Source organism: Stenotrophomonas sp. YJH_SMC_79 (genome assembly GCF_059367995.1).
Genome location: NZ_JCAFRK010000005.1, coordinates 401006 through 421880, shown reverse-complemented (window position 1 = coordinate 421880; position 20875 = coordinate 401006). Strand labels below are relative to the sequence as shown.

At 68.6% G+C, this 20875-nt stretch carries 18 protein-coding genes; 11 read left to right on the top strand and 7 right to left on the bottom strand.

Annotation, left to right across the window (positions count from 1 at the left end; translation table 11 throughout):
• Positions 1 to 320 precede the first annotated feature (320 nt).
• Genes recD through recC form a run of 3 tightly spaced genes read right to left on the bottom strand, consistent with a single transcriptional unit; the run spans position 321 to position 9222 of the window.
• The gene (recD, locus tag AC5P57_RS19410) at positions 321 to 2201 is read right to left on the bottom strand and encodes an exodeoxyribonuclease V subunit alpha (RefSeq protein WP_099554193.1); all 1881 of its coding nucleotides are present in this window, start codon (positions 2199 to 2201) and stop codon (positions 321 to 323) included.
• Complete coding sequence (gene recB, locus AC5P57_RS19405) at positions 2198 to 5878, bottom strand: exodeoxyribonuclease V subunit beta (protein ID WP_099554191.1); 3681 nt, start codon at positions 5876 to 5878, stop codon at positions 2198 to 2200. Before recB ends, recD begins: the two co-directional genes overlap by 4 nt.
• The gene (recC, locus tag AC5P57_RS19400) at positions 5875 to 9222 is read right to left on the bottom strand and encodes an exodeoxyribonuclease V subunit gamma (protein ID WP_262235932.1); all 3348 of its coding nucleotides are present in this window, start codon (positions 9220 to 9222) and stop codon (positions 5875 to 5877) included. Before recC ends, recB begins: the two co-directional genes overlap by 4 nt.
• Before the next feature lie 189 nt (positions 9223 to 9411).
• On the opposite strand from recC, the gene AC5P57_RS19395 reads away from it, so the two are divergent.
• The 6 genes from AC5P57_RS19395 to AC5P57_RS19370 are packed head-to-tail and all read left to right on the top strand — an operon-like array spanning position 9412 to position 13511.
• Positions 9412 to 10200, top strand: coding sequence for an ABC transporter ATP-binding protein (locus tag AC5P57_RS19395; RefSeq protein WP_099554204.1), 789 nt, complete (start codon positions 9412 to 9414; stop codon positions 10198 to 10200).
• A complete protein-coding gene (locus AC5P57_RS19390; protein WP_005414955.1) occupies positions 10200 to 10949 on the top strand; it encodes an MlaE family lipid ABC transporter permease subunit in 750 nt (249 codons plus the stop codon). The genes AC5P57_RS19395 and AC5P57_RS19390 overlap by 1 nt, the downstream gene beginning before the upstream one ends.
• A gap of 59 nt (positions 10950 to 11008) precedes the next feature.
• Positions 11009 to 11533, top strand: a complete 525-nt coding sequence (gene mlaD / locus AC5P57_RS19385; protein ID WP_005411706.1) for an outer membrane lipid asymmetry maintenance protein MlaD — start codon at positions 11009 to 11011, stop codon at positions 11531 to 11533.
• On the top strand, positions 11530 to 12192 hold the full coding sequence (locus tag AC5P57_RS19380) for an MlaC/ttg2D family ABC transporter substrate-binding protein (RefSeq protein WP_099554187.1): 663 nt from the start codon (positions 11530 to 11532) through the stop codon (positions 12190 to 12192). The genes mlaD and AC5P57_RS19380 overlap by 4 nt, the downstream gene beginning before the upstream one ends.
• A complete protein-coding gene (locus tag AC5P57_RS19375) occupies positions 12182 to 12493 on the top strand; it encodes an STAS domain-containing protein (RefSeq protein ID WP_262235931.1) in 312 nt (103 codons plus the stop codon). The genes AC5P57_RS19380 and AC5P57_RS19375 overlap by 11 nt, the downstream gene beginning before the upstream one ends.
• A gap of 1 nt (position 12494) precedes the next feature.
• Positions 12495 to 13511: an MlaA family lipoprotein gene (locus AC5P57_RS19370; RefSeq protein ID WP_262235930.1), complete on the top strand. Its 1017-nt coding sequence runs from the start codon at positions 12495 to 12497 to the stop codon at positions 13509 to 13511.
• Between the two features lie 84 nt (positions 13512 to 13595).
• On the opposite strand, the gene AC5P57_RS19365 is transcribed toward AC5P57_RS19370, so the two are convergent.
• The 3 genes from AC5P57_RS19365 to AC5P57_RS19355 form a co-directional block, all read right to left on the bottom strand.
• On the bottom strand, positions 13596 to 14141 hold the full coding sequence (locus tag AC5P57_RS19365; RefSeq protein ID WP_099554181.1) for a glutathione peroxidase: 546 nt from the start codon (positions 14139 to 14141) through the stop codon (positions 13596 to 13598).
• A gap of 65 nt (positions 14142 to 14206) precedes the next feature.
• Positions 14207 to 14599, bottom strand: a complete 393-nt coding sequence (locus tag AC5P57_RS19360) for a hypothetical protein (protein WP_099554178.1) — start codon at positions 14597 to 14599, stop codon at positions 14207 to 14209.
• A 71-nt stretch (positions 14600 to 14670) separates the two neighbouring features.
• Entirely contained in the window at positions 14671 to 16206 is a 1536-nt protein-coding gene (locus AC5P57_RS19355) for a DNA recombination protein RmuC (protein WP_099554177.1), read from the bottom strand.
• Between the two features lie 45 nt (positions 16207 to 16251).
• Between AC5P57_RS19355 and AC5P57_RS19350 the strand changes: the two genes are divergently transcribed.
• Positions 16252 to 16857 carry a glutathione S-transferase family protein gene (locus AC5P57_RS19350; RefSeq protein ID WP_262235928.1) on the top strand — a complete coding sequence of 202 codons (606 nt, stop codon included), beginning with the start codon at positions 16252 to 16254 and terminating at the stop codon, positions 16855 to 16857.
• A 62-nt stretch (positions 16858 to 16919) separates the two neighbouring features.
• Here AC5P57_RS19350 and AC5P57_RS19345 read toward each other — a convergent pair whose 3' ends face one another.
• Positions 16920 to 17927 carry a zinc-binding alcohol dehydrogenase family protein gene (locus AC5P57_RS19345; protein ID WP_099554173.1) on the bottom strand — a complete coding sequence of 336 codons (1008 nt, stop codon included), beginning with the start codon at positions 17925 to 17927 and terminating at the stop codon, positions 16920 to 16922.
• 91 nt (positions 17928 to 18018) lie between these two features.
• Between AC5P57_RS19345 and AC5P57_RS19340 the strand changes: the two genes are divergently transcribed.
• Genes AC5P57_RS19340 through AC5P57_RS19325 form a run of 4 tightly spaced genes read left to right on the top strand, consistent with a single transcriptional unit; the run spans position 18019 to position 20748 of the window.
• Positions 18019 to 18990, top strand: a complete 972-nt coding sequence (locus AC5P57_RS19340; protein WP_262235927.1) for a LysR family transcriptional regulator — start codon at positions 18019 to 18021, stop codon at positions 18988 to 18990.
• A gap of 14 nt (positions 18991 to 19004) precedes the next feature.
• A complete protein-coding gene (leuE, locus tag AC5P57_RS19335; protein WP_005411716.1) occupies positions 19005 to 19634 on the top strand; it encodes a leucine efflux protein LeuE in 630 nt (209 codons plus the stop codon).
• Entirely contained in the window at positions 19631 to 20053 is a 423-nt protein-coding gene (locus tag AC5P57_RS19330; RefSeq protein WP_262235926.1) for a hypothetical protein, read from the top strand. The genes leuE and AC5P57_RS19330 overlap by 4 nt, the downstream gene beginning before the upstream one ends.
• Entirely contained in the window at positions 20050 to 20748 is a 699-nt protein-coding gene (locus AC5P57_RS19325; RefSeq protein ID WP_099554167.1) for a suppressor of fused domain protein, read from the top strand. The genes AC5P57_RS19330 and AC5P57_RS19325 overlap by 4 nt, the downstream gene beginning before the upstream one ends.
• Positions 20749 to 20875: the final 127 nt, after the last annotated feature.

Genomic DNA, 20875 nt, shown 5'->3' with positions numbered 1-20875 from the left:
GCGGGTTGGCGGGATGGGTCCGGTTGCGGGGGACGCTGCAAGTACATCCCTGTAAGCTCGGTCGCCGCATCCATGCGGCTCACGCCCCCGCAACCGGACCCACCCCGCCTTCGACAGTTTCCTGCGATCTGTCGGCACGGCGTTCTGCTCTGGTAGGTGTCGACCTTGGTCGACACGGTAGATCCACGCCATGCGTGGATGAACGTCGGAATGATCGAAGTACGCTTTTGTAGAGTCGAGCCATGCTCGACTGCTTCTGCCTGGCGATCAGGTGAAGGGGCCAGAGCCCGTTCCCGATGGGAACGGGATCCGACCCCGATTCAGAACAACTGGCCCTGCACCGTGGGCTGTTCGATGCGCACTGGTTGTTCGGCCACCGCTTCCGCACCCAGCCGCCAGGCCAGGCCACCCAACCGGCTGGCGTGGCGTTTCAACGCGGCCTGCAGCACCTCTGCGCTGCCCGCCACATGCAGCACCTGGCGGGCGCGGGTCAGGCCGGTATAGACCAGTTCGCGCGACAGCACGCGGCTGTCCTGGCGTGGCAGCTGCAGCCACACTTCATCGAACTCCGAGCCCTGTGCCTTGTGCACGGTCATCGCAAAGGCGCTTTCATGCGCAGGTAGCGCGGCCGGGTGGAAGGCGCGCGGCTGGTCGACGGTGTCGCCGGGGAACCAGGCCACCATCGCGCCGCTGCCATCGCGCAGGCAGATGCCGATATCGCCGTTGAACAGGCGGTGCCGGTAGCTGTTCTCGGTGACCAGCAGCAGGCGGCCCTGGAAGTAGCCCGGGGTGTTGCCGGCCAGCAGCTGTTCGATGCGGCTGTTGAGCCCGCGCGCACCCTGCGGGCCTTCGCGCAACGCGGTCAGCACGCGCAGGCGCCCAGCCTGCTGCAGGGCAAGCACTGGATCGACCGCGCCGGCCAGCGCGCGCCAGTGGCCCAGCAGGTGCTCGCGCTCGCCACGCAGTGGATCGGCTTCGCCTTCGTGGAAATGCACGCCAGCCAGCGACCCACCGCGCAGCAGCTGCAATGCGGTACTGCCGTCGCCTTCGCGCACGGCATGCGCCAGCGGTGCCAGGTCCAGCGCATCGCTCTGCCGGTAACCCCGCTGCAACTGCACCCGGCGGCCAGCGAAGGCGCGTGGTGCCGCCTGTGGCTGCAGCGTGGCCGGTGCCAACAGGCCATGCAGCGCCTGCGCGTCGTCGGCGCGGGTACCGATGCCATCGCCGCTGGCACGCAGGATCGCGCTGAGCACATCACCAGCCTCGACCGACGGCAGCTGATCGGGATCGCCGAGCAGGATCAGCCGGGTACCGCTGGCGATCGCATCGACCAGCTTGGCCATCAGCGGCAGATCGATCATCGACGCTTCGTCCACCACCACCACATCCACCGGCAGCGGGTTGTCGGCGTGGTGGCGGAAGCGCGGCGAATCGGGAATCACGCCAAGCAGGCGATGCAGGGTGGTGCCGGTACTGGGCAATGCCGCGCACAGCGTCGGGTCCAGTCCTTGTTCCTGCAGGCGTTGCACGGCGACGCGAAGGCTCTCGGCCATGCGCTCGGCGGCGCGCCCGGTAGGCGCGGCCAGCGCCACCTCGGGCAGCGGCTGGCCAGCGTGCCGGGCCTGTGCGGCCAGCAGCAGCAACAGGCGCGCGATGGTGGTGGTCTTGCCGGTGCCTGGGCCGCCGGTGACCAGTGCCAGCGGATGGCGCAGGGTCACGCCGGCGGCGCGTGCCTGGTGATCTTCAGTGCCCGATGCCTGCGGGAACAGCTGCGCGAACAACGGTGCCAGCGCGGCCATGTCCGGTGCCGGCAGCGGATACCGGCCGATGCGCTGCAGCCCGGCGGCCAACTGCCGTTCGTACTCGCGATAGCGGCGCAGGTAGAGCAGGCCGTTCTCCAGCACCAGCGGCGCGTCCTCGGCGATTGCTTCGGCCTGCTCCGGCGTCGCCACCCACGGTGATGCACGCAACTGTGCCAACCAGTCCTGCGCGGCAGGCCACTCGGGCACGCCTTCCAGCAACCGCTGCGGTTGTGCCGGATCGAACGCGGCGTGGCCCTGCGACACCGCCAGCGAGGCCAACGCGGCCCCCAGCGCCACGCTGTCCGGGGTGTCGTCGCGCAGCCGCTGCAGGCTGGTCGCCAACGCGTGATCGAGGGTACGCAGCTGGCCCTTCTGGTGCAGTTCCTTCAGCAGGCTCATGCGCTGGCTCCACGCGCACGTGCGGCCAGCTCGGCCTGGGCCTGTTCGCCACCAGCGAACAGCGCATCGAGTGCATCCACCAGCGCCAGCGGGAAGCGGTCCACATGCACGCCGTTGCCGGCAGCATCCAGGCCGCGGCAGAACAGGTAGCGGATACCACCCATGTCGCGCTCGTAGTCGTAGGCCACACCCAGGCGGAAGCGCAGCCAGCGATGCAGCGCCACGGTGTAGATCAGCGCCTGCAGGTCGTACTCGCTATGGCGCATGGCAATGGCCAGCAGGTCCGGGCTGTAACCGGGCAGGCGGTTGGATTTGTAGTCGAGCACGTACCAGCGGCCATCACGCACGTAGGTCAGGTCGATCATGCCGGTCATCAGCCCTTCCAGGCGGCGGCGCTGGCCGAAGCCCCGGCGCGCGCTGGAAACGCCGTGCGCGTGCAGCACCTGCAGCAGCGCCGGCACCGTGGTCGGTTCGATGGCGAAGTGGAAGTCGATTTCCGCGCGGCGCTCGCCTTCGGCCAGGCTGTACAGGGCGCCGCCTTCGGGCAGCGGTACGGTAAGCGTGTGGCCAACCAATGGCACCAGCACCGCCACGCCATCGTCCAGATCGACATCGGCATAACCTTCGTCGTGCAGCGCCTTGCGCAGCACCTCGGCCTGCCCCTCGGGCGCTTCCCGGCCCGGCTGCCAATCCGCCCATGCGGCGAAGTCGACGTTCTCCATCGCCTCATGCAGCACATTGCCGAAACGGCTGCCCATGAAACGCGGATCGATCGGCACGCTGTCTTCGACGGCTGCGGCGGGTTCCGGCAGCGCCGGTTCCAGCGGCAGCTCCGGGCCGGCCGGTTCGTCGGCGGCCGGTGCCGGCAGCTCGGTGGCCGCCGCTTCGATATCGCTGCCCGCACCGGCATCGGCGTGGGCCAACTGGGTGAAGCTGTACACCCACCAGTCGTGCGGCACGCGCCGGGTCAGAGCACGCACTGCCGGAAGGTCACCTTCCACTTCAGCCGCCAGCTGCGGCAGCGCGGCTGGTGCCTCACTGTCATCGATGTGCACATCGGCGTGCGCGCGCAGCGCCTGCAGGTCACCCAGCAGCGGCGCCAGACGCGTCCTGCCGAGCCCGGCCAGATCACCCACTGCGATCCACAGCGCATGCTCGGCACGGGTCAGTCCTACATAAAGCAGGCGAGCATCCTCGGCGCGCTGCTCGCGCTCACGCTGCGTGCTGGCCGCTTCCCAGGCCTCGTCCTTGTCCAGCTTCCAGTGCAGCTGGCGCTGGCCGCCGACGTGCACGATGCAGTGCGAGGCGGTGTTCGGTGCGCCGCCGTCGATGCCGACAAACGGCAGGAACACCAGTGGATACTCCAGGCCCTTGCTCTTGTGCAGGGTGATGATCTGCACGCGGCGCGCATCCGATTCCAGGCGCAGCAGCTGCTGCTCGTCATCCTGGTCGGCGCTGGCCATCTGCCCCTGCAGCCAGTCCAGCAGCCCGTGCATGCCCAGCGCCTGCGCCGAAGCTTCCTGCAGCAGTTCGCCCAGCTGCAGGTAGTTGGTCAGGCGGCGCTCGCCATCGATCAGCGCCAGCAAGCGTTCACCCTGTGCGGCACAGACATCGGCAATCACTGCGAACGGTCCGCCGCGCTGCCAGCGCTCCCGCCAGTGCAGCAGCTGCGCCTGGAACCCGCGTTGCAGGTCGCCCTCGCGCTCCATCGCCGCGATCGCGCTTGCGCGCTGGCCAAGCAGCACGGTGGCCAGCACCGCACGCAGGCGGCCTTCGTCGGCCGGTTGCAGCAGCGCCAGCATCAGCGCGCGAAGATCGCGCGCTTCAGCAGTGGCGAACAGGCTCTGCTTGCCGGCCGCCACCGCCGGGATACCGACCGCAGCCAACGCGCGCTGTACCAGGGTGGCCTCGCGATGCGAGCGCACCAGCACCGCGATATCACCGGGCTGCACCGGTCGCCCACGCAACATGGCATTGCCCGCACGCGCCTCGACCAGGATCTGGTGAATCGCGGCCACGCAGGCCTGGGTCGCCGCATCACGCGAGGCATCGGCGCTCATCGCCTTGTCGCCGCCACTGCGCAGCACGCGCAGGGTGAGCGCCGCGGCGGCATGGCCGTCGCGCTGGTAGTCCTCGTCGGTACGCACGCCACCGGAACGCACCGGCTCGAACCGGATGTCGCGTTCGAGGAAGGCGTCTTCGCCACCGTTGTCGTACAGCGCCTGCAACGCGCGCAGCACAGACGGTCGCGAGCGGAAGTTCTGGTCCAGCACCGGCGCCTGCTGCGCCACCTGCTTGGCCTTCAGGTAGGTGTGGATATCACCGCCGCGGAAACCGTAGATCGCCTGCTTGGGGTCGCCGATCAGGAACAGCGCCGGCGCCAGGCCCAGCTCGCGCACCTCCGGCGAATCGCCGAACACGGTGTGGAAGATGCCCCACTGGCGGTCGTCGGTATCCTGGAACTCATCGACCAGCGCGATTCGGTACTGCGCGCGCAGCTGCTTGACCAGCGTCAGCCGCTGCGGGCCTTCCAGGGCGAGCGCTACGCCATCGATCAGATCGTCGTAGGTCTGCACCCGGCGCGTGCGCTTCAGCGCCTGCAGGCGCTGCGCGGCTTCGGCGCGAAGCGCGTGCAGGAAATTCAGCGCTGTGGCACGCAACCAAGCATCGCGTTCAGCCAGCAGCGCGACATAGCGCGCCAACGGCGCCTGTAGCGGCGACGACGGCGTGCGATCCGGGAACTTCTTGTTGGTCTTGTCGGCCAGCACCTCCGGCAGCAGTGCCGGCAGGCGATCGCTGGCCAGCAGCTCGCGCGGGTCGCCGCGCCCGGCCCAACCCAGCAGCTGCCGGCCCAGTGGGTGCAGCCAGCCAAGCTTGTACGACACGCCGTTGAGCCACTTGTTGTCGACTGCATCGCAGAGGTCGATGAAGAACTGCTCGCCATGCTCGCGCACGCTTGCGGACAGGGCTTCCGCCGCGCTCTGCAATGCCGGGTGTGGATCGGCCAGCGCCACCGGCCGTGGCAACGGGTGCAGCGGCGGCGTGCCCAGCAGCGCGCGCAGATCGGCGGCCAGCGCGTCCGGGTTGGACCACAGCCAGGTCAGCGGCTCCAGCGTGGCCGGGTCGTTGGCATGCACGCGCCACAGATCGGCCGCGAGCTCCTCCAGCAGTTCACGATCGCTACCCAGCAGTTCCGGCGGATCAAAGGTGTGGCCGCTTTCCAGCGCATGCTCGCGCAGCACGCGGGTGCAGAAGCCGTGGATGGTGAAGATGGACGCCAGGTCGATCTCGTCGGCGGCCACCTGCAGGCGGCGCTTCAGTGCGGTGGAGTTCTCGGAGCCGCCGTGCAGATGGCGCTGCAGCACGTCGCGGGTCAATCGCACGTCCGGTGCTTCGCCCTCGGCCGGTTCCAGATCGACCAGGCGCGCGGCCAGCGCCAGCCGCTCGCGGATGCGCTTGCGCAGTTCCTGGGTGGCGGCATCGGTGAAGGTCACCGCCAGGATCTGGCCGATGCGCAGGCCCTGCTCCACCACCAGGCGGGTGAACAACGTGGCCAGGGTGAAGGTCTTGCCGGTGCCGGCGCTGGCTTCGATCAGCCGGATGCCCTCCAGCGGCAGCGCCAGATAGGGATCGCGGCTGAGGGATTCGATGCCGTCTTCGGCGATGGCGGTGTTCATGCGTTGCCCTCCTGGCGCGCTTCGGTGCCAAGAGTGCGGCCTTCGCGCACCGCACTGAAGACCACCTGGCTGTTGCGCAGCAGGTCGGCATAGCTGGCATCGGTAGCGAACGGGTCGGCACCGCGCAGCAGCAGTTGCCAGGCGTCGCTGCTGGATTCACCCCAGGTGCGGTCGCTGCCGTGCCACTGCTTCCAGCCTTCGCTTCGCTGTTTTTCTGTCGGTGCGTTGTATAGCACCCAACCGGTATACGGGGCGAAGCGCAGCGGCTCGCGCAGGCCGCGTTGGCGCAGCTGCAGCAGCGCACGCAGTGCCGCGCGCGCAGCGGGAACACTCAGCGCCGGCAGCACATGCGGGCCGGGACCGGCGTCACCGCCATCGTGGAACTGCACCAGCGGCAATGCGTCGCCGGCGGCGTTGGCCAGCAGCCAGTCCAGGCCCTGGCGGATCACTGCATTGCCATTGAGCGTGCCGGCACGCAGGCGCACCAGCCCTTCGGGATGCCGATCGGCCACGCGGCCATGCAGGCGCACACCGTCGATGTCCACTTCGTAGCGACGGCTCTCCAGCGGTTCGCCCTGCACCCAGCCCAGCAGCGCACTGGCATACGGACGCGTCTTCAACTGCTCCACCTCGAACTGACGCTCGCCCAATGGACCCGAGGGCAGCAGGCCGCGCGCGCGCAGCCGCGGGTACAACGGCTCGGTATCGCCGCTGAGCGTGGCGCGCACCACCGCGGCCTGCACGCTGCGCTTTTCCGGCCCCCGCGAAGACAGCACCAGCGGTTCCAGGTCATCCACCTCCTCGACCTCGTCGGCCAGGCGCAGGCCCAGCGACTGTGCGAGAAACTGCCCGGCCGGGTCGCACAGGAAGCGGCGCAGGGTATCGAGCGCGACCTCGTCTTCCACCGCATCGTCGGCCGGCGGCGGCAACGGTGCGTCGAACCACGGCTGCAGGCCACCGCGGCGGCCGGTGAGGCGACCGGCGGCCGGATGCCACTGGCGGCGATAGCTGAAGCGACGCGGGTCGCCATCACCAAACGCGGCTGGCGAGAACGGCTGCAAGGCATGACGGACGATGAAGTCACGGACCGCCGCAGCCGGATCGAGGTGATACGCGGCAGCAGCATCGATCAGTTCGCTGACCAGCACTGACGGCTCACGCACGCTGCCATCGCGCGGATCAGCGCCGAGATAGCTGAGATAGAACACCTCCTGCGCGGCGGCGAACAGCTGCAGGAACAGGAAGCGATCGTCCTCGCGGGTGGAGCGGTCGCCCGGGCGGCGGCGCGGCGTATCCAGCTCGGCGGTCAGCTGGTTCAGGCCAGCGGCCGGGTCACGGCGCGGGAAGTCACCATCATTCAGGCCCAGCACGCAGATCACCCGGAATGGCAGCAGGCGCATCGGTACCATGCGGCCGAAGCTGATGCCACCGGTCAGCAACGGCGCACGCGTATCGGCCTCGCCCAGCGCGCCAGCGAAGTGCGCGCGCACCACCTCCGGGGGCACGCCGTCCACGAAACCGGCCTTGGCCGCGTCTTCAGCGAACTGGTTGAGCAGCTTGCGCAGGCGCTCAAGGGCACGCTGGCTGTTTGGCGAGCTGGGAGCGGTTGGCAGCAGTGCATCCAGCAGCGACAGCAGGCGCTGCCGCCACTGCGCGGGGGGCAGCAGCTCGCCGAGGCGCCGCTGATACACCGCCAGCACGCGCAGCAGGCGCAGCAGCCGGTCCAAGGCGTCCAACGCGCCACCTTCCAGTTCGATCCACGGCGCCACGCCGGCCAGGTCGGCCTCGCTGCCGGTGGCATGGCCGAGTACCAAGCGATCCAGTGCGAACTGCCAGGTATAGGCATCGTCGGCTGGCGCCTGATGCTGGTCGCGATGCTTCGCATCCAGCCCCCAGCGCGCGCCGGCCTGTTGCAGCCAGCCGTGCAGGCGGTCGAAGTCCACCGCTTCCAGGCCGGCCGCTTCGGCCAGCGGCGCGCTGGCCAGCAGGTCCAGCACTTCGTTCAGGCCGAAACGCGAGACCGGCAGGCCCAGCAGGTGCACGAACACATCGGCCAACGGCTCGCCGGCCAGAGGGCTGCTGTCGGCCAGCGCATACGGAATGTGCTCCTCGTCGCCTCCCCGGCCACCGAATACCGCCTCCAGGTAGGGCACATAGGGATCGATATCCGGCGCCAGCACCGCGACCTCGCGCGCCTGCAACGGCGGGTCGAAGCGCGGGTCCTGCAGCAGGCTGCGCAGCTGGTCGTGCAGCACCTGCAGCTCGCGCAGGCGGGTATGGCAGGCATGCACCTGCAGGCTGGGATCGTCGCTGCGCAGAGCCCCGCGCAGCTCGCCCGAGGGCAGCGCGCGGCGGTGGAACAGATCGCGCTGCAGGCGATGCAGCAGGCTGTCGGACAGGCCACCTTCGTCCAGGGTCGGCCGGGTGTCCTCCTCCGGATCGGAATAGGCGGCGATCTCGCCGGCCGGGTGCACCACCTCATAGCTGCCCAGCACCGCCATGAAATCGCGCCCGGCCGCGCCCCAGGCTTCCAGCAGGCGGTTCTCGCCGGCCGCTTCACCGAAGGGATCGGGCGCGCCGCTGCGCAGGCGCTCGGCCAGCGTCTGCAGGTCGCCCCAGTACGACTGCACCGGGGTGGGCATGTAGAAGTGCAGTTCGCCCACCCGCGCCTGGGTGGCCATCACCCGCAGCACATCGGGCGAAATGTTGAGCGTCGCGAACGCAGACATGCGCGGCGGCAGCCCCCGCGGCAGCGGCTGGCCGGCGCCTTCAAAACGGTCCAGATACTCCTGGATGCGACGCGCGCGGTAGTCGTGGCCGCGGGTGATGGTGCGCCACAGGATCGCCTGCGGATCGGCCGGATCGGCACCGGCTGCCCAGCGCAGCAGCCAGTCACGGCGCCATGCCTGGTACTTCTCGAATACCGAGGCCAGCTCGCCGGCCAGCGCCCACGGCTTCAATGCGTCACCGCCGGCAAGATAGGACTGCAGCGCGCGCATCGGTGGCTGCGCCAGCAACGCCGGGTCGCGCAGTGCCTGGTACAGCTTCCAGTGCAGGCCAGCCGCGTCCAGATCGTCCTGCTCACCGCTGACATTGGCCTTCAGCGCGCGCGCCACGAACTCGCCCGGGGTGAGGAATTCGAGGTTGGCAGCGACGCCGAATTCGGCGGCCAGTGTCGCTTGCAGCCAGCGGCGCATCGCCACCTGCGGGATCAGCACCACTTCCGGCGCCAGCAGCGGCTGGCCCGTTACCGGCGCACGCACGTTGCGCGCCAGCAGCGCGGCCAGCACGTCCAGGGAGTTGGAATGGTAGAGGCGGAAATCGCTGCCTGGGTCACTCATCATGCACAGTGTGCAGGACGGCAGGCAGTATTCAATGGTTGGCCCATCGACGGTACGGATTGTTCCGGGCTGCCGGCCGATTGTCCCGGCCTGCGCCAAGCCCTGCCGTGCAACAATACTGGACCGTCCAGTCTGCTTATGTTCAGCCGGCTGGCCCGATCCTTCGATGTCTAAAAAACGTTAATGGTGCCCATGTCGGCTTCCACCTCCAGTCTGGTGCAGTTGTCCAACGTCCGCATCGACCGGAGCGGACGCACGATCCTGCGCGACGTGTCGCTGCAGGTGCCGCAGGGCAGCATCACCGCCGTGCTCGGCCCGTCCGGCAGCGGCAAGTCGACCCTGCTGGCGGCACTGACCGGCGAGCTGCGACCGGTCGCCGGCGACGTCACCCTGTTCGGCAAGCCGATCCCGCACGACAGCAGCGCGCTGCTGGAGATGCGCAAGAGCGTGGGCGTGCTGCTGCAGGGCAATGGCCTGCTGACCGACCTCACCGTGGCCGAAAACGTCGCACTGCCGCTGCGTACGCATACCCGCCTGCCGGCCGCCGTGCTGCGCCGGCTGGTGGAGATGAAGCTGCATGCGGTGGGCCTGCTGGCCGCCGCCGATGCCTGGCCGCGCGAACTGTCCGGCGGCATGGCGCGCCGCGTGGCGCTGGCCCGTGCGCTGGCGCTGGATCCGCCGCTGATGATCTACGACGAGCCGCTGACCGGGCTGGACCCGATCGCCTCCGGGGTGATCATGAGCCTGATCCAGCGCCTCAACCACAGCCTGGGCCTGACCAGCATCATCGTCAGCCACCACGTGCACGAGACCCTGCCGATCTGCGACCAGGTCATCGCCATCGCCAATGGTGGCATCGTGTTCCAGGGCACGCCCGAGGCACTGCAGTCCAGCCAGGATCCGCTGCTGCGGCAGTTCCTGCATGGCCAGCCCGATGGTCCGATTCCGTTCGATGCCGCGCCACGCGCGAGGGTTGCCTGATGCCGTTCGTCCAAGCCACCCGCTCGCTGGGCCGCGCCGGCCTGTTCTCGCTGACCGTGCTGCGCGGTTCGCTGCCGACCCGTGATTTCCTGGCCGAACTGACCCGCGAGATCTACAAGATCGGCGCGCGCTCGCTGCCGATCATCGCCGTCGGTGGCGCCTTCGTCGGCCTGGTGCTGACCCTGCAGGGCTACCGCACGCTGACCACCTTCGGTGCCGCCGACGCGCTGTCGACCCTGCTCGGCCTGTCGCTGTACCGCGAGCTGGCGCCGGTGCTGACCGCACTGCTGTTCATCGGTCGCGCCGGCAGTTCGATCGCCGCCGAGCTGGGCCTGATGCGCGCCACCGACCAGATCAAGGCGCTGGAGCTGATGGCCATCGACCCGGTGGCCAAAGCCGTGGCACCGCGCTTCTGGGCGGCGGTGCTGACCGTGCCGCTGCTGACCGGCATCTTCTGCTCGCTGGCGATCAGTGCCAGCTACTTCGAGGCCGTGCACGTGCTGGGCCTGGACAATGGCGTGTTCTGGTCGGCGCTGCGCAACAGCGTCGATTTCTGGGATGACTTCGGCGTGGCGATGCTGAAGTCGGCGATCTTCGGCGGCACCGCCGCGCTGGTTGCCGCCTACGTTGGCTTCCATGCCGAGCCGACCATCGAGGGCACCTCGGTGGCGACCACCCGTGCGGTGGTCAACGCCTCGCTGCTGGTGCTGATGTTCAACTTCGTTCTGTCGGCAATGTTGTTCACCTAACCCCTCCACCGGCGGTGCGCAGGCGCGCGCGGCCACCACGACTCGATCAGGTAATCCACATGGCCATCCGCGGTCCCAGACTCGAATTCTCCGTCGGCGCTTTTCTGCTGCTGGCCCTGGCCTCGCTGATGGTGCTGGCCGTGGCCTCGACCAACCAGCGCTGGAGCTGGGGCAGCCAGGGCTACGAGCTGAAGGCGCGCTTCTCCCAGGTCGGCCAGCTGCGCAAGCAGGCGCCGGTGAAGATCGGCGGCGTCACCGTCGGCCAGGTCGCCTCCATCGACCTGGACCCGGTGAAGTTCGAATCGATCGTGACCCTGCGCATGGACAGCAAGGTCAAGGACCTGCCGGCGGACACCTCGGCCGGCATCTTCACCAGTGGTTTGCTCGGCGAGAGCTATATCGGACTGCAGCCGGGCGGTGATCCGGACGTGCTGAAGGCCGGCGACGAAATTGTCTTCACCCAGCCGGCGGTTGACCTGATCCAGCTGGTCGGCAAGTACATGTTCAGTGGCGGCGCCGGTGGCGGCGCTGCTCAGAAGCCCAACGATGGCGCGCAGGCGCCTGCAACGGAACCGCAACCATGAAGATGAAACTGATCCCGGCCCTGCTCGCCTCGGCGCTGCTGGCAGCCACTCCGTTCCTCGCCCAGGCCCAGGCCGCCGCTCCCGCCGCTGCCGCGACGCAGGGCCAGGCCGGCAAGGTGGTGATCGATGCCAGCACGCGCATCCTCACCACCCTGCAGCAGCGCAGGAGCGAGTTCGGCAGCAACCCGGCCAGCCTGCGCAGCTACATCGACAGCGAACTGAACCGCACCTTCGACCGCGACTATGCGGCACGCCTGGTGCTGGGCCCGCATGCCCGCGGCGCCTCGGATGCCGACATCAAGCTGTTCGCCGATGCCATGGCCGACAGCCTGATGCAGCGCTACGGTTCGACCCTGCTCAACATCCAGGGCAAGCCGAGCTTCCGCCTGAAGGGTGAAAGCCCGCTGCCGGGCAACCGCGGCGTGCGCGTGAGCACCGAGCTGGTACGTGCCGGCAGCGAGCCGACCCCGGTCGAGTACTGGATGCGCAACGTGAACGGCCAGTGGAAGATCTTCGACGTCAACATCGAAGGCATCTCCTACGTGCAGACCTTCCGCAACCAGTTCGATACCCCGCTGCGCCAGAAGGGCATCAAGCAGGTGGCCAGCGAACTGCACAGCGGCAGCATGCAGGCCGGGCCCGCGGGCAATGGCAAGTAACGCACTGGCGCTGCTGGAAGGCGACACCCTGCGCCTGCGCGGGGTGCTCGACCGCGCCGCAGTGATCGCGCTGTGGCCGCAGCTGCAGGCCCTGCCGGCAAAGCTGGCACGGCTGGAGCTGGGTGAGGTCGAGCGCGTGGACAGCGCCGGCCTGGCCCTGCTGGCCGAGCTGGCAGTACGTGCCCGCAAGGCCGGCCATCCGCTGGTGATCACCGGCGCGCCGGCTGGCTACAACGAACTGAGCGCGGCCTATCGGCTGTCGCCCAACCTGGATTTCAACGCTACTTCTGCTGCGAGCTGACATGAACGTCGTGCGCACCCTCCCCCTGATCGTCCTGGCCACCGCCCTCACTGCCTGTGCCGGCAAGCCCGCGCGCAGCGATGCACCCGCGGCCAGCACCCTGGTTCCGGCCAGTACCACCACCTCGCCCGCCGCCGCGGCCACCGATGCCGGCACGGCTGACGCTGCACCGGTTGCATCCGTGGTCAATCCGCCGGCGGCTGCCGCATCGTCGCCGGCTACGCCGACCGACAGCGGCGACAGCAGTGCAGCGAAGACCGCAGCGGCCACCGCACCCGGTGGCGATGACGACTTCGATGCCCTCTATGGCGGTGCCGGCAACACCACCAACGCGGCGGCCTACGACCCGTGGGAACCGTTCAACCGCAAGGTGCACAAGTTCAACAATGCGGTCGACCGCGGCGTCGCACGTCCGCTGGCCACCGCCTACACCCACGTGGTGCCGCGCTTCGCCCGCACCGGCGTCAGCAACTTCTTCAGCAACCTGCGCGCGCCGGTGACCATCACCAACCAGCTGCTGCAGGGCCGCGGTGCCGATGCATGGGACAGCCTCGGCCGCTTCCTGATAAACAGCACGCTGGGCATCGGCGGCCTGTTCGATCCGGCCAGCAAGGCGATGGTGCCGCGCCGCAATGAAGACTTCGGCCAGACCCTGGGTGCCTGGGGCTGGCGTCGTTCGCGCTACGTGGAACTGCCGTTCTTCGGCCCGCGTACCGTACGCGACGTGTTCGGCCTGGCCGGCGACATCCCGCTGTCGCCGATCCGCCGCATCGAAGAGGACAAGATCCGCATCGGCCTGCAGGGCCTGCAGCTGGTCGATACCCGCGCGCAGCTGCTGGCGATCGACGACCTGCGCGACACCGCGGTGGACGAGTACTCGCTGGTGCGCGATGCGTGGATGCAGCGTCGCAACTACCAGATCGAGAACGATCTGCGCAGCAAGCGCGAGCGTGGCCACGACGATGCCAACTCGCCGATTCCGGTCGATGCGATGCCGATGCCGCAGTGGACCCACTGAGCCCTTTCAGCGACGCATGAAAAGCCCCGCCTCGGCGGGGTTTTTCTTTTCCGGCAGGTGCCAACCTCGGTTGGCACGCTTTCCTCAGGCCGCCAGTGCGGCCTCGATGGCCTCGCGCAGGCGCGCATCATCAGCCGCCACGTCCGGGGCGAAGCGGGCGATGACCTTGCCGTCGCGGCCGACCAGGAACTTCTCGAAGTTCCACAGCACTGCCGGCGCGGCATGGATCGGAATGTCCTTGCTGGCCAGGCGCTCGCGCAGCGGGCCTTCGCCGATCGACTGCGGCTGCGCGGCGGTCAGCTGCTGGTACAGCGGGTGGGTGTCGTCGCCGGCCACGCTGATCTTGGAGAACATCGGGAAGCTGACATCGTAGGTGAGCTGGCAGAACTGCTGGATCTCCGCTTCGCTGCCCGGCTCCTGGCCGAGGAAGTTGTTGGCGGGGAAGCCCAGCACTTCCAGGCCTTGCGCGTGCTTTTCCGCATACAGCGCCTGCAGGCCTTCGTACTGCGGGGTCAGGCCGCACTTGGAGGCGACGTTGACCAGCAGCAGTACTTTGCCCTGGTAATCGGCAAGCGAGGACGGCTGGCCGTCGATGGTGGTGAGGGAAATGTCCTGGATCGGGGTGCTCACGCGGGGCTCCGGCTACGGCGGGGAATGGCCCACCAGCATAGCGCCGCGCGATGTCGGCACGACGATCAATCCACGCAGATCGTGCCCTGTGCCTTGCCGTCATCAATGCGCTGGCGGCAGCCGAAATTCTGGCGCACGTCGCGCTGGCAGGTACCGGTGGCGGCACTGCCAGCCGCCACTTCGCCGCTGGCAAGGCACTGGCCCGTGCAGTCGCTTTTGCGGCTGCAGGTCTTGCCGGCGTCGGCATACGGAATCACGCACTGCACGCGCTGCAGCCGGCCCAGCCGCTGCAGGGTGCCGCCCGCGGCCTGGCAGTCGACGTCACGTGCTTCGCGGTAGGCTTCGGCCGCTTCGGGGCTGGTGGCTGCGGCCGGCGCCGTGTCGGCAGCCGGTGGTGCGCTGCTGCAGGCGGCAAGCAGCACGGTCAGGATGAGACTGGTGCAGAGGCGCAGGCGCATGGTGGTACCTGATCCAGGAGGACAGGCCGCCAGCATACGCATCGGCGATGCAGGCGGCGTGTCAGCGTGGCTCAGGCCTCGTCGCCGTCACTGCCTTCCTCTGCTGGCAGCGCGTCCGGCAGCAACTGGCGGCTCTGCTCAACCGGCAGCGACTCGACATCCCTCAGCTTGCGGGCGATCGCGCGGGTGCGCACCCCGGTCTGGTCGATCTGCTTGCTGGCCTGGTCCAGCTTGGCCTTCACGTTGTCCAGCACATCGCCAAACTTGCCGAACTCGGTCTTCACCGCACCCAGCAGGCTCCACACCTCGCTGGACCGCTTCTCGATGGCCAGTGTGCGGAAACCCATCTGCAGGCTGTTGAGCAGGGCGGTGATCGTGGTTGGCCCAGCGACCACCACGCGGTGGTCACGCTGCAGCAGATCGACCAGGCCGGGGCGCCGGATCACCTCGGCATACAGGCCTTCGGTGGGCAGGAACATCACCGCGAAGTCGGTGGTGTGCGGCGGCACGATGTACTTCTCGCAGATCGACTTGGCCTGCACCTTCACCGCACGTTCCAGCTGCGTACCCTGCACGCGTACCAGTTCGGCGTCGCCCTGTTCCTGCGCGTCCAGCAGGCGCTCGTAGTCTTCGCGCGGGAACTTGGAGTCGATCGGCAGCCACACCGGCGTGTCATCGCTGCTGCGGCCCGGCAGGCGCACGGCGATATCGACCATCTCGCCACTATCCGGGCGTACCTTCACCCCGCGCGCGTACTGCTCCTGGATCAGGGTCTGCTCGAGGATGTTCTCCAGCTGTACTTCACCCCAGCTGCCGCGCGTCTTGACGTTGGTCAGCACGCGCTTGAGGTCACCCACGCCGGTGGCCAGCTGCTGCATCTCGCCGAGGCCACGCTGCACCTGTTCCAGACGCTCCGAGACCAACTTGAAGGACTGGCCCAGACGTGTTTCCAGAGTGGACTGCAGCTTTTCATCCACCGTCACGCGCATCTGTTCCAGCTTCTGCGCATTGTCGCTCTGCAGCGCGCGCAGCTGTTCTTCCAGCGTCGTGCGCATCTCGGCGATGCGCTGCTCGTTGCGCTGCGTCAGTTCCTGCAGGCGCAGGCCAAGGCTTTCGGTCAGCCGCTGCTGCGACTGCGCGCCCTCCTCGCGGCCCTTGCGTGCATCGTCCACCAGGGTCTGGCGCAGCGCGCCGAGCTGGGTATCGGTACGCCCGGTGAGCTCCTGCAGCTGCTGGCCAAACGCATGGATGCGCGCTTCCTGCTGCTGGCCGAAGGTCTCCAGCTGGCTGCGCAGTTCCTGCAGCCGCTGTCCCATCAACGCCGCGCCCCGCTGCTGGCTCTCGGCCGCTTCGGCGCGCGCCTTGCGGGCATCTTCGCCCAGTGCTTCGCGCAGCAGGTCCAGGCGCTGGTCGGTGCGGGTGGACAGATCGGTCAGCGCGCGGGCGAAGCCATCGAGCTGTTCGCGCAGCTCGCTGCGCCCGGCGCGCGCCTCCTCACGCACCGCCTGTTCCAGGCGGTCGTGCGGCGGGCGGCGCAGCAGGGCCACAAGCTGCAGGATGAGCACGGCCAATAGAAGGCCGCCAATGAGCAGATATTCGGTTTGCATGGGGCAAGTGTAGGCTGGCAGAGTCTCAGCTGCTGCGCCGGAACCATGCTCTCTCTTTACGGAAAGCCCACCTCCATCAATGTGCGCAAGGTGCTGTGGCTGTGCGCAGGGCTGGATCTGCCCCTGCACCATGAGCCTGCGCCACCGGCGGACCTGCTGGCCGCACTGAACCCCAACCGGCAGGTGCCGGTGCTGCGTGATGGCGACTTCGTGCTGTGGGAGTCCAACAGCATCTGCCGCTACCTGGCCGTACGCGCTGGCCGTGATGACCTGCTGCCCGGTACGGCGCAAGGCCGCGCCCGGGTCGAGCAGTGGATGGACTGGCAGGCCAGCGACCTCAACAGCGCCTGGCGGCACGTGTTCATGGCGCGCGTGCGCCAGCATCCGGACTACCCGGACGATGCCCGCGCCGAGGCCAGCCTGGCGCAGTGGAACCGGCTGATGGGTGTGCTTGATGCACAGCTTTCCGCCACCGATGCCTACGCGGCGGGCAGCACCTTCACCCTCGCCGACATCGTGCTTGGCCTGTCGACCCAACGCTGGCGCAGCACACCGGGGCGCAGGCCCGCACTGGCACACGTAGAGGCCTGGTTCGAGCGCTTGCGCCAGCAGCCGGGTTTCGCCGACCACGTCGACAACGGCGTGGCCTGAAGCAGGGGTCAGATCCCTTTGGGAAAGGGATCTGACCCCAAGGGCGCGGAAACGACCTGGCCTTACCAGCCTTCCAGCACGATCTTGCCCTTGGCGCGGTGGCTCTCCAGCAGCGCATGCGCGCGCCGCAGGTTGGCCGCGTCGATGCGCCCGAAGTGCTCGCCCAGGGTGGTCTGCAGCACGCCGGCGTCGATCAGCTCGGCCACCCGGCCCAGCAGGTCGTGCTGGCGCTGCATGTCCGCGGTCTTGTACAGCGGGCGGGTGAACATCGATTCCCAGTGCAGCGACAGCGCCTTGCGCTTGAGCGCCATCACATCCACCTGGCCCGGATCGTCGATCAGGCCGAACTGGCCCTGCGGCGCCAGCAGCTCGACGATCTGCGCGTAGTGCTGGTCGGAATGGGTCAGGCTGGCCACATGCTGCACCTCGCTGATGCCCAGCCGTGCCAGGCCTTCGGCCAGCGGCTGGCTGTGGTCGATCACGTGGTGCGCGCCCATCGCATACACCCAGTCCTGGGTGTCCGGGCGCGATGCGGTGCCGATCACCGTCAGTTTCGTCAGCTTCCGCGCCAGCTGCACCAGGATCGAGCCGACGCCACCGGCGGCCCCGATCACCAGCAGGGTCTGGCCCTCGCCACCGCCTTCGGGAATACGCAGGCGGTCGAACAGCAGCTCCCAGGCGGTGATCGCGGTCAGCGGCAGCGCGGCGGCAGCCGCATCGTCAAGGCTGGCCGGCTTGCGGCCGACGCTGCGCTCGTCCACCAGCTGGTATTCGGCATTGCTGCCCGGCCGGTCGATCACGCCGGCGTAGTAGACCGCATCGCCGGGCTGGAACAGGGTCACTTCGCTACCCACGGCGTCGACGATGCCGACCGCGTCCCAGCCCAGCACGCGCGGGCCATCGGTGGCCACGCCGCGGCGGACCTTGGTGTCGACCGGGTTCACCGCCACCGCGCGCACCGCCACCCGCAGGTCGCGTGGGCCGGGCTGCGGCAGTTCCAGTTCGATATCGATCAGGGCCCGGGTGTCGTCGATCGGCAGGCCGGCGTGGGTGTAGGCAATGGCGCGCATGGCAGCGGTCCAGTGGGGAAGGAGTGCACAGGTTGCGCCGCGCACGGTCGCTCAGAAAGGCGCAGAATCGGGCAGCACTTTCACTCCGGCAATGAAGATGATCCGCTTCGATGACCTGCAGTTGTTCGTCCGCACGGCCGCACTGGGCAGCTTCTCGCAGGCGGCCCGCGAGGCCGATCTGTTACCCGGCCAGGTCGCTGCTGCCGTGGCGCGGCTGGAACGCGAGCTGGACCTGCGCCTGTTCGTGCGTACCACCCGCAGCCTGCGCATGACCGGCGAGGGCGCGCTGTACCTGCCGTATGCGCAGGAGGTGCTGGCTACCCTGCGCGAAGGGCGGGCCCGCGTGCAGGGCGAGGACGCCGAACTGCATGGCACGCTGCAGCTGTCGGCGCCGTCGGACTTCGGTCGCAACCTGCTGCTGCCGTGGCTGACTGCGTTCCGAGCCGCCCATCCACGGCTGCGCCTGCACCTGCGGCTGTCCGACGAAGTGGCCGACGTGTTCCGCGATCCGGTCGATGTGGCGATCCGCATCGGCCACTTCGACGACGCCAACTACGTGGCCCTGCCCCTGCTCGAAGGCAACCGTCGTGTGCTCGCGGCCTCGCCCGATTACCTGCGGCGACGGGGCACGCCGGTGCGCCTGGACGAACTGCGCGAGCACGATTGCCTGGTCTATCAGCTCAGTGGCCGCGCCTACGATCGCTGGTCATTCGAGGTCGACGGGCGCCGCACCGTGATCCCGGTGCGCGGCCCGCTGGTCTGCGACGACGCCGACGTGGTGCGACGCTGGGCCGTGGCCGGCGAAGGCATCACCTACAAATCCTGGCTGGACCTGCGCGAAGACGTGCTGGCCGGGCGCCTGCAGCTGCTGCTCGACGGCGTCGGCAGCCACATTCCACTGCAGCTGGTGTGCCCGCATCGCAAGCAGTTCTCGCCGGCGGTGCGGCAGCTGCACGCGCAGCTGCGCCAGCACCTGCAACCGCTGCTGTCTGGCATGCCCGATGGACTCGCCGGCCCCCTGTCGCCCGCCCCGGTGCTGGCCGACAATGGCGGCCCCCCGTAAGAGAGAACACCGCCATGCCGTGGATGGGCATCCAGGACCTGTGGACCTTTCTGGTCGCCGTGTTGGTGTTTCTCGCCCTGCCCGGTCCCGGCACCTTCACCCTGCTGACCGCCACCGGCCGAGGCGGCGTGCGCGGTGGCTACACGGCACTGGCCGGCCTGCTGGTCGGTGACCAGATCCTGATGTGGCTGGCGCTGGCCGGCGTGGCTGCGCTGCTGAAAGCCAACCCGCTGGTGTTCCACGCCGTGCAGTACCTGGGTGCGGCCTACCTGGTGTGGGTGGGCATCAGCCTGCTGCGTACGCCGAAGCACGAGGGCGGTGATGCTGGCCCGATCCGCATGCAGCCGGGCCGCTATTTCCAGCAGGCAATCCTGGTCAGCCTGCTCAATCCGAAGGCGATCCTGTTCTACATGGCCTTCCTGCCGCTGTTCATCGATCCCAAGGCACACCAGGGCATTGCCACCTTCGCGGCGCTGGCCGGGATCATCCTGGTGGTCAGCATTGCGTACTGCTCGATGCTGATCGGCGTGGGCAACCTGGCCCGCCGCCGGTTGATCCAGCATCCGCGCATCAGCGATGCGCTGCGCCGGGTGGCCGGCCTGTTCCTGGTGGGATTCGGCATCCGGTTGGGGTTGAACGGATGAAGGCCTGGCTGGCAGCCGCGGTCGCACTCCTGCTCGCCGGCACCGCCTCTGGCACCACCGTGCAGGACCATCGCTGCCTGAGCGGCGGTCGCAATGACAGCATCCACCTGGAATGGCGCTGGCTGGAGGACGGCCGGGCCGATGTGCGCTACGCCGGGCAGCGCGAGCGCCTGCCCCTGCACCGGATCTCGATGGAGACCACGGTGCTGGCCGAAGATCGCCCGTACCAGTTCGACAGCGTCTGGGAAGAACGCATCGACGGGCGCCTCAACGGCCGCTACCTGCTGAGCACGCAGGGCGCGCTGGTGCTGGATCTGAGCTACGAACGCGCTCGTGATGGCCGTCGCACCACCTTCCACGACGACCCCGACGCCTGGCAGGAAGACGGCTGTCGCTGGCCCGGCAGGGTGGCTGAGTGAGCACCATCGACGACGACACCCTGCTGGAGCGCAGCTGGGAGTATCGGGAGGAGACGCTGTACCGGCGGTTGTTCGGCGATACCGGACCGGGGATCTACCCCCTCGACATGGATCTGCTGCGCAACGTCTTCAAGCAGGAGCAGATCGACCCGCGCTGGCTGCATGTCGGCGTCAATGCGTGCCCTCCGCACGGTGATCGACGGCACTGGATCTATGTCAGCACCGGCCTGTCCAACCCCTGGGAAGGGCGGCACGAAGATGGAGATTCGGGGTGGGGCATCGAACTGATGCTTGAGACGCAGGAAGAAGCGACGTGGGCGCTGACCACCTTGCGCTGGTTCACCGCGTACCACCTGCTGCTGTGCCACTCACGCATGCCCGGCAATCCGTTGACGCCATGGGACCGGCTGAAGCTGGGGGGGCCGGTGGATCACGCAGGGAGCATGCTGCAGGCGGCCGTCTTCGTGCCGTCATTGCATTTTCCGGGACCCCAGCAATTGCCATCGGGACGATTCGACTTCCTGCAGCTGCTGCCGTTGACCCTGGACGAGCACGCGTTCGGCCGCGCGCATGGCTTCGAAGTGCTGGTGGCCCAGTTGAGAACCCAAGGTGCGGCGCCGGTGGTCGATCCGCAGCGGGTCAGCATCGATCTGGCCCCTGCTCTCGTACTTCAATCGCCTCCGGGCTCGCCTTGAGGGATCGAATCATTTCGAATCCTGCCAGCGTTTGTGCCGATTCCGGCAGCCTGGCCGGGGGGCAGCGCGCGCCCCGCCATGCATGACCCCCGTCAGTGGCAATGCTGCGCTGCGTTCGGTCACACTC

Bases quoted from the DNA above. Each gene is read 5' to 3' on its own strand.
- recD (WP_099554193.1), bottom strand. From the start codon at position 2,201: ATGAGCCTGCTGAAGGAACTGCACCAGAAGGGCCAGCTGCGTACCCTC.
- recB (WP_099554191.1), bottom strand. From the start codon at position 5,878: ATGAACACCGCCATCGCCGAAGACGGCATCGAATCCCTCAGCCGCGAT.
- recC (WP_262235932.1), bottom strand. From the start codon at position 9,222: ATGATGAGTGACCCAGGCAGCGATTTCCGCCTCTACCATTCCAACTCC.
- AC5P57_RS19395 (WP_099554204.1), top strand. From the start codon at position 9,412: ATGTCGGCTTCCACCTCCAGTCTGGTGCAGTTGTCCAACGTCCGCATC.
- AC5P57_RS19390 (WP_005414955.1), top strand. From the start codon at position 10,200: ATGCCGTTCGTCCAAGCCACCCGCTCGCTGGGCCGCGCCGGCCTGTTC.
- mlaD (WP_005411706.1), top strand. From the start codon at position 11,009: ATGGCCATCCGCGGTCCCAGACTCGAATTCTCCGTCGGCGCTTTTCTG.
- AC5P57_RS19380 (WP_099554187.1), top strand. From the start codon at position 11,530: ATGAAGATGAAACTGATCCCGGCCCTGCTCGCCTCGGCGCTGCTGGCA.
- AC5P57_RS19375 (WP_262235931.1), top strand. From the start codon at position 12,182: ATGGCAAGTAACGCACTGGCGCTGCTGGAAGGCGACACCCTGCGCCTG.
- AC5P57_RS19370 (WP_262235930.1), top strand. From the start codon at position 12,495: ATGAACGTCGTGCGCACCCTCCCCCTGATCGTCCTGGCCACCGCCCTC.
- AC5P57_RS19360 (WP_099554178.1), bottom strand. From the start codon at position 14,599: ATGCGCCTGCGCCTCTGCACCAGTCTCATCCTGACCGTGCTGCTTGCC.
- AC5P57_RS19355 (WP_099554177.1), bottom strand. From the start codon at position 16,206: ATGCAAACCGAATATCTGCTCATTGGCGGCCTTCTATTGGCCGTGCTC.
- AC5P57_RS19350 (WP_262235928.1), top strand. From the start codon at position 16,252: ATGCTCTCTCTTTACGGAAAGCCCACCTCCATCAATGTGCGCAAGGTG.
- AC5P57_RS19345 (WP_099554173.1), bottom strand. From the start codon at position 17,927: ATGCGCGCCATTGCCTACACCCACGCCGGCCTGCCGATCGACGACACC.
- AC5P57_RS19340 (WP_262235927.1), top strand. From the start codon at position 18,019: ATGAAGATGATCCGCTTCGATGACCTGCAGTTGTTCGTCCGCACGGCC.
- leuE (WP_005411716.1), top strand. From the start codon at position 19,005: ATGCCGTGGATGGGCATCCAGGACCTGTGGACCTTTCTGGTCGCCGTG.
- AC5P57_RS19330 (WP_262235926.1), top strand. From the start codon at position 19,631: ATGAAGGCCTGGCTGGCAGCCGCGGTCGCACTCCTGCTCGCCGGCACC.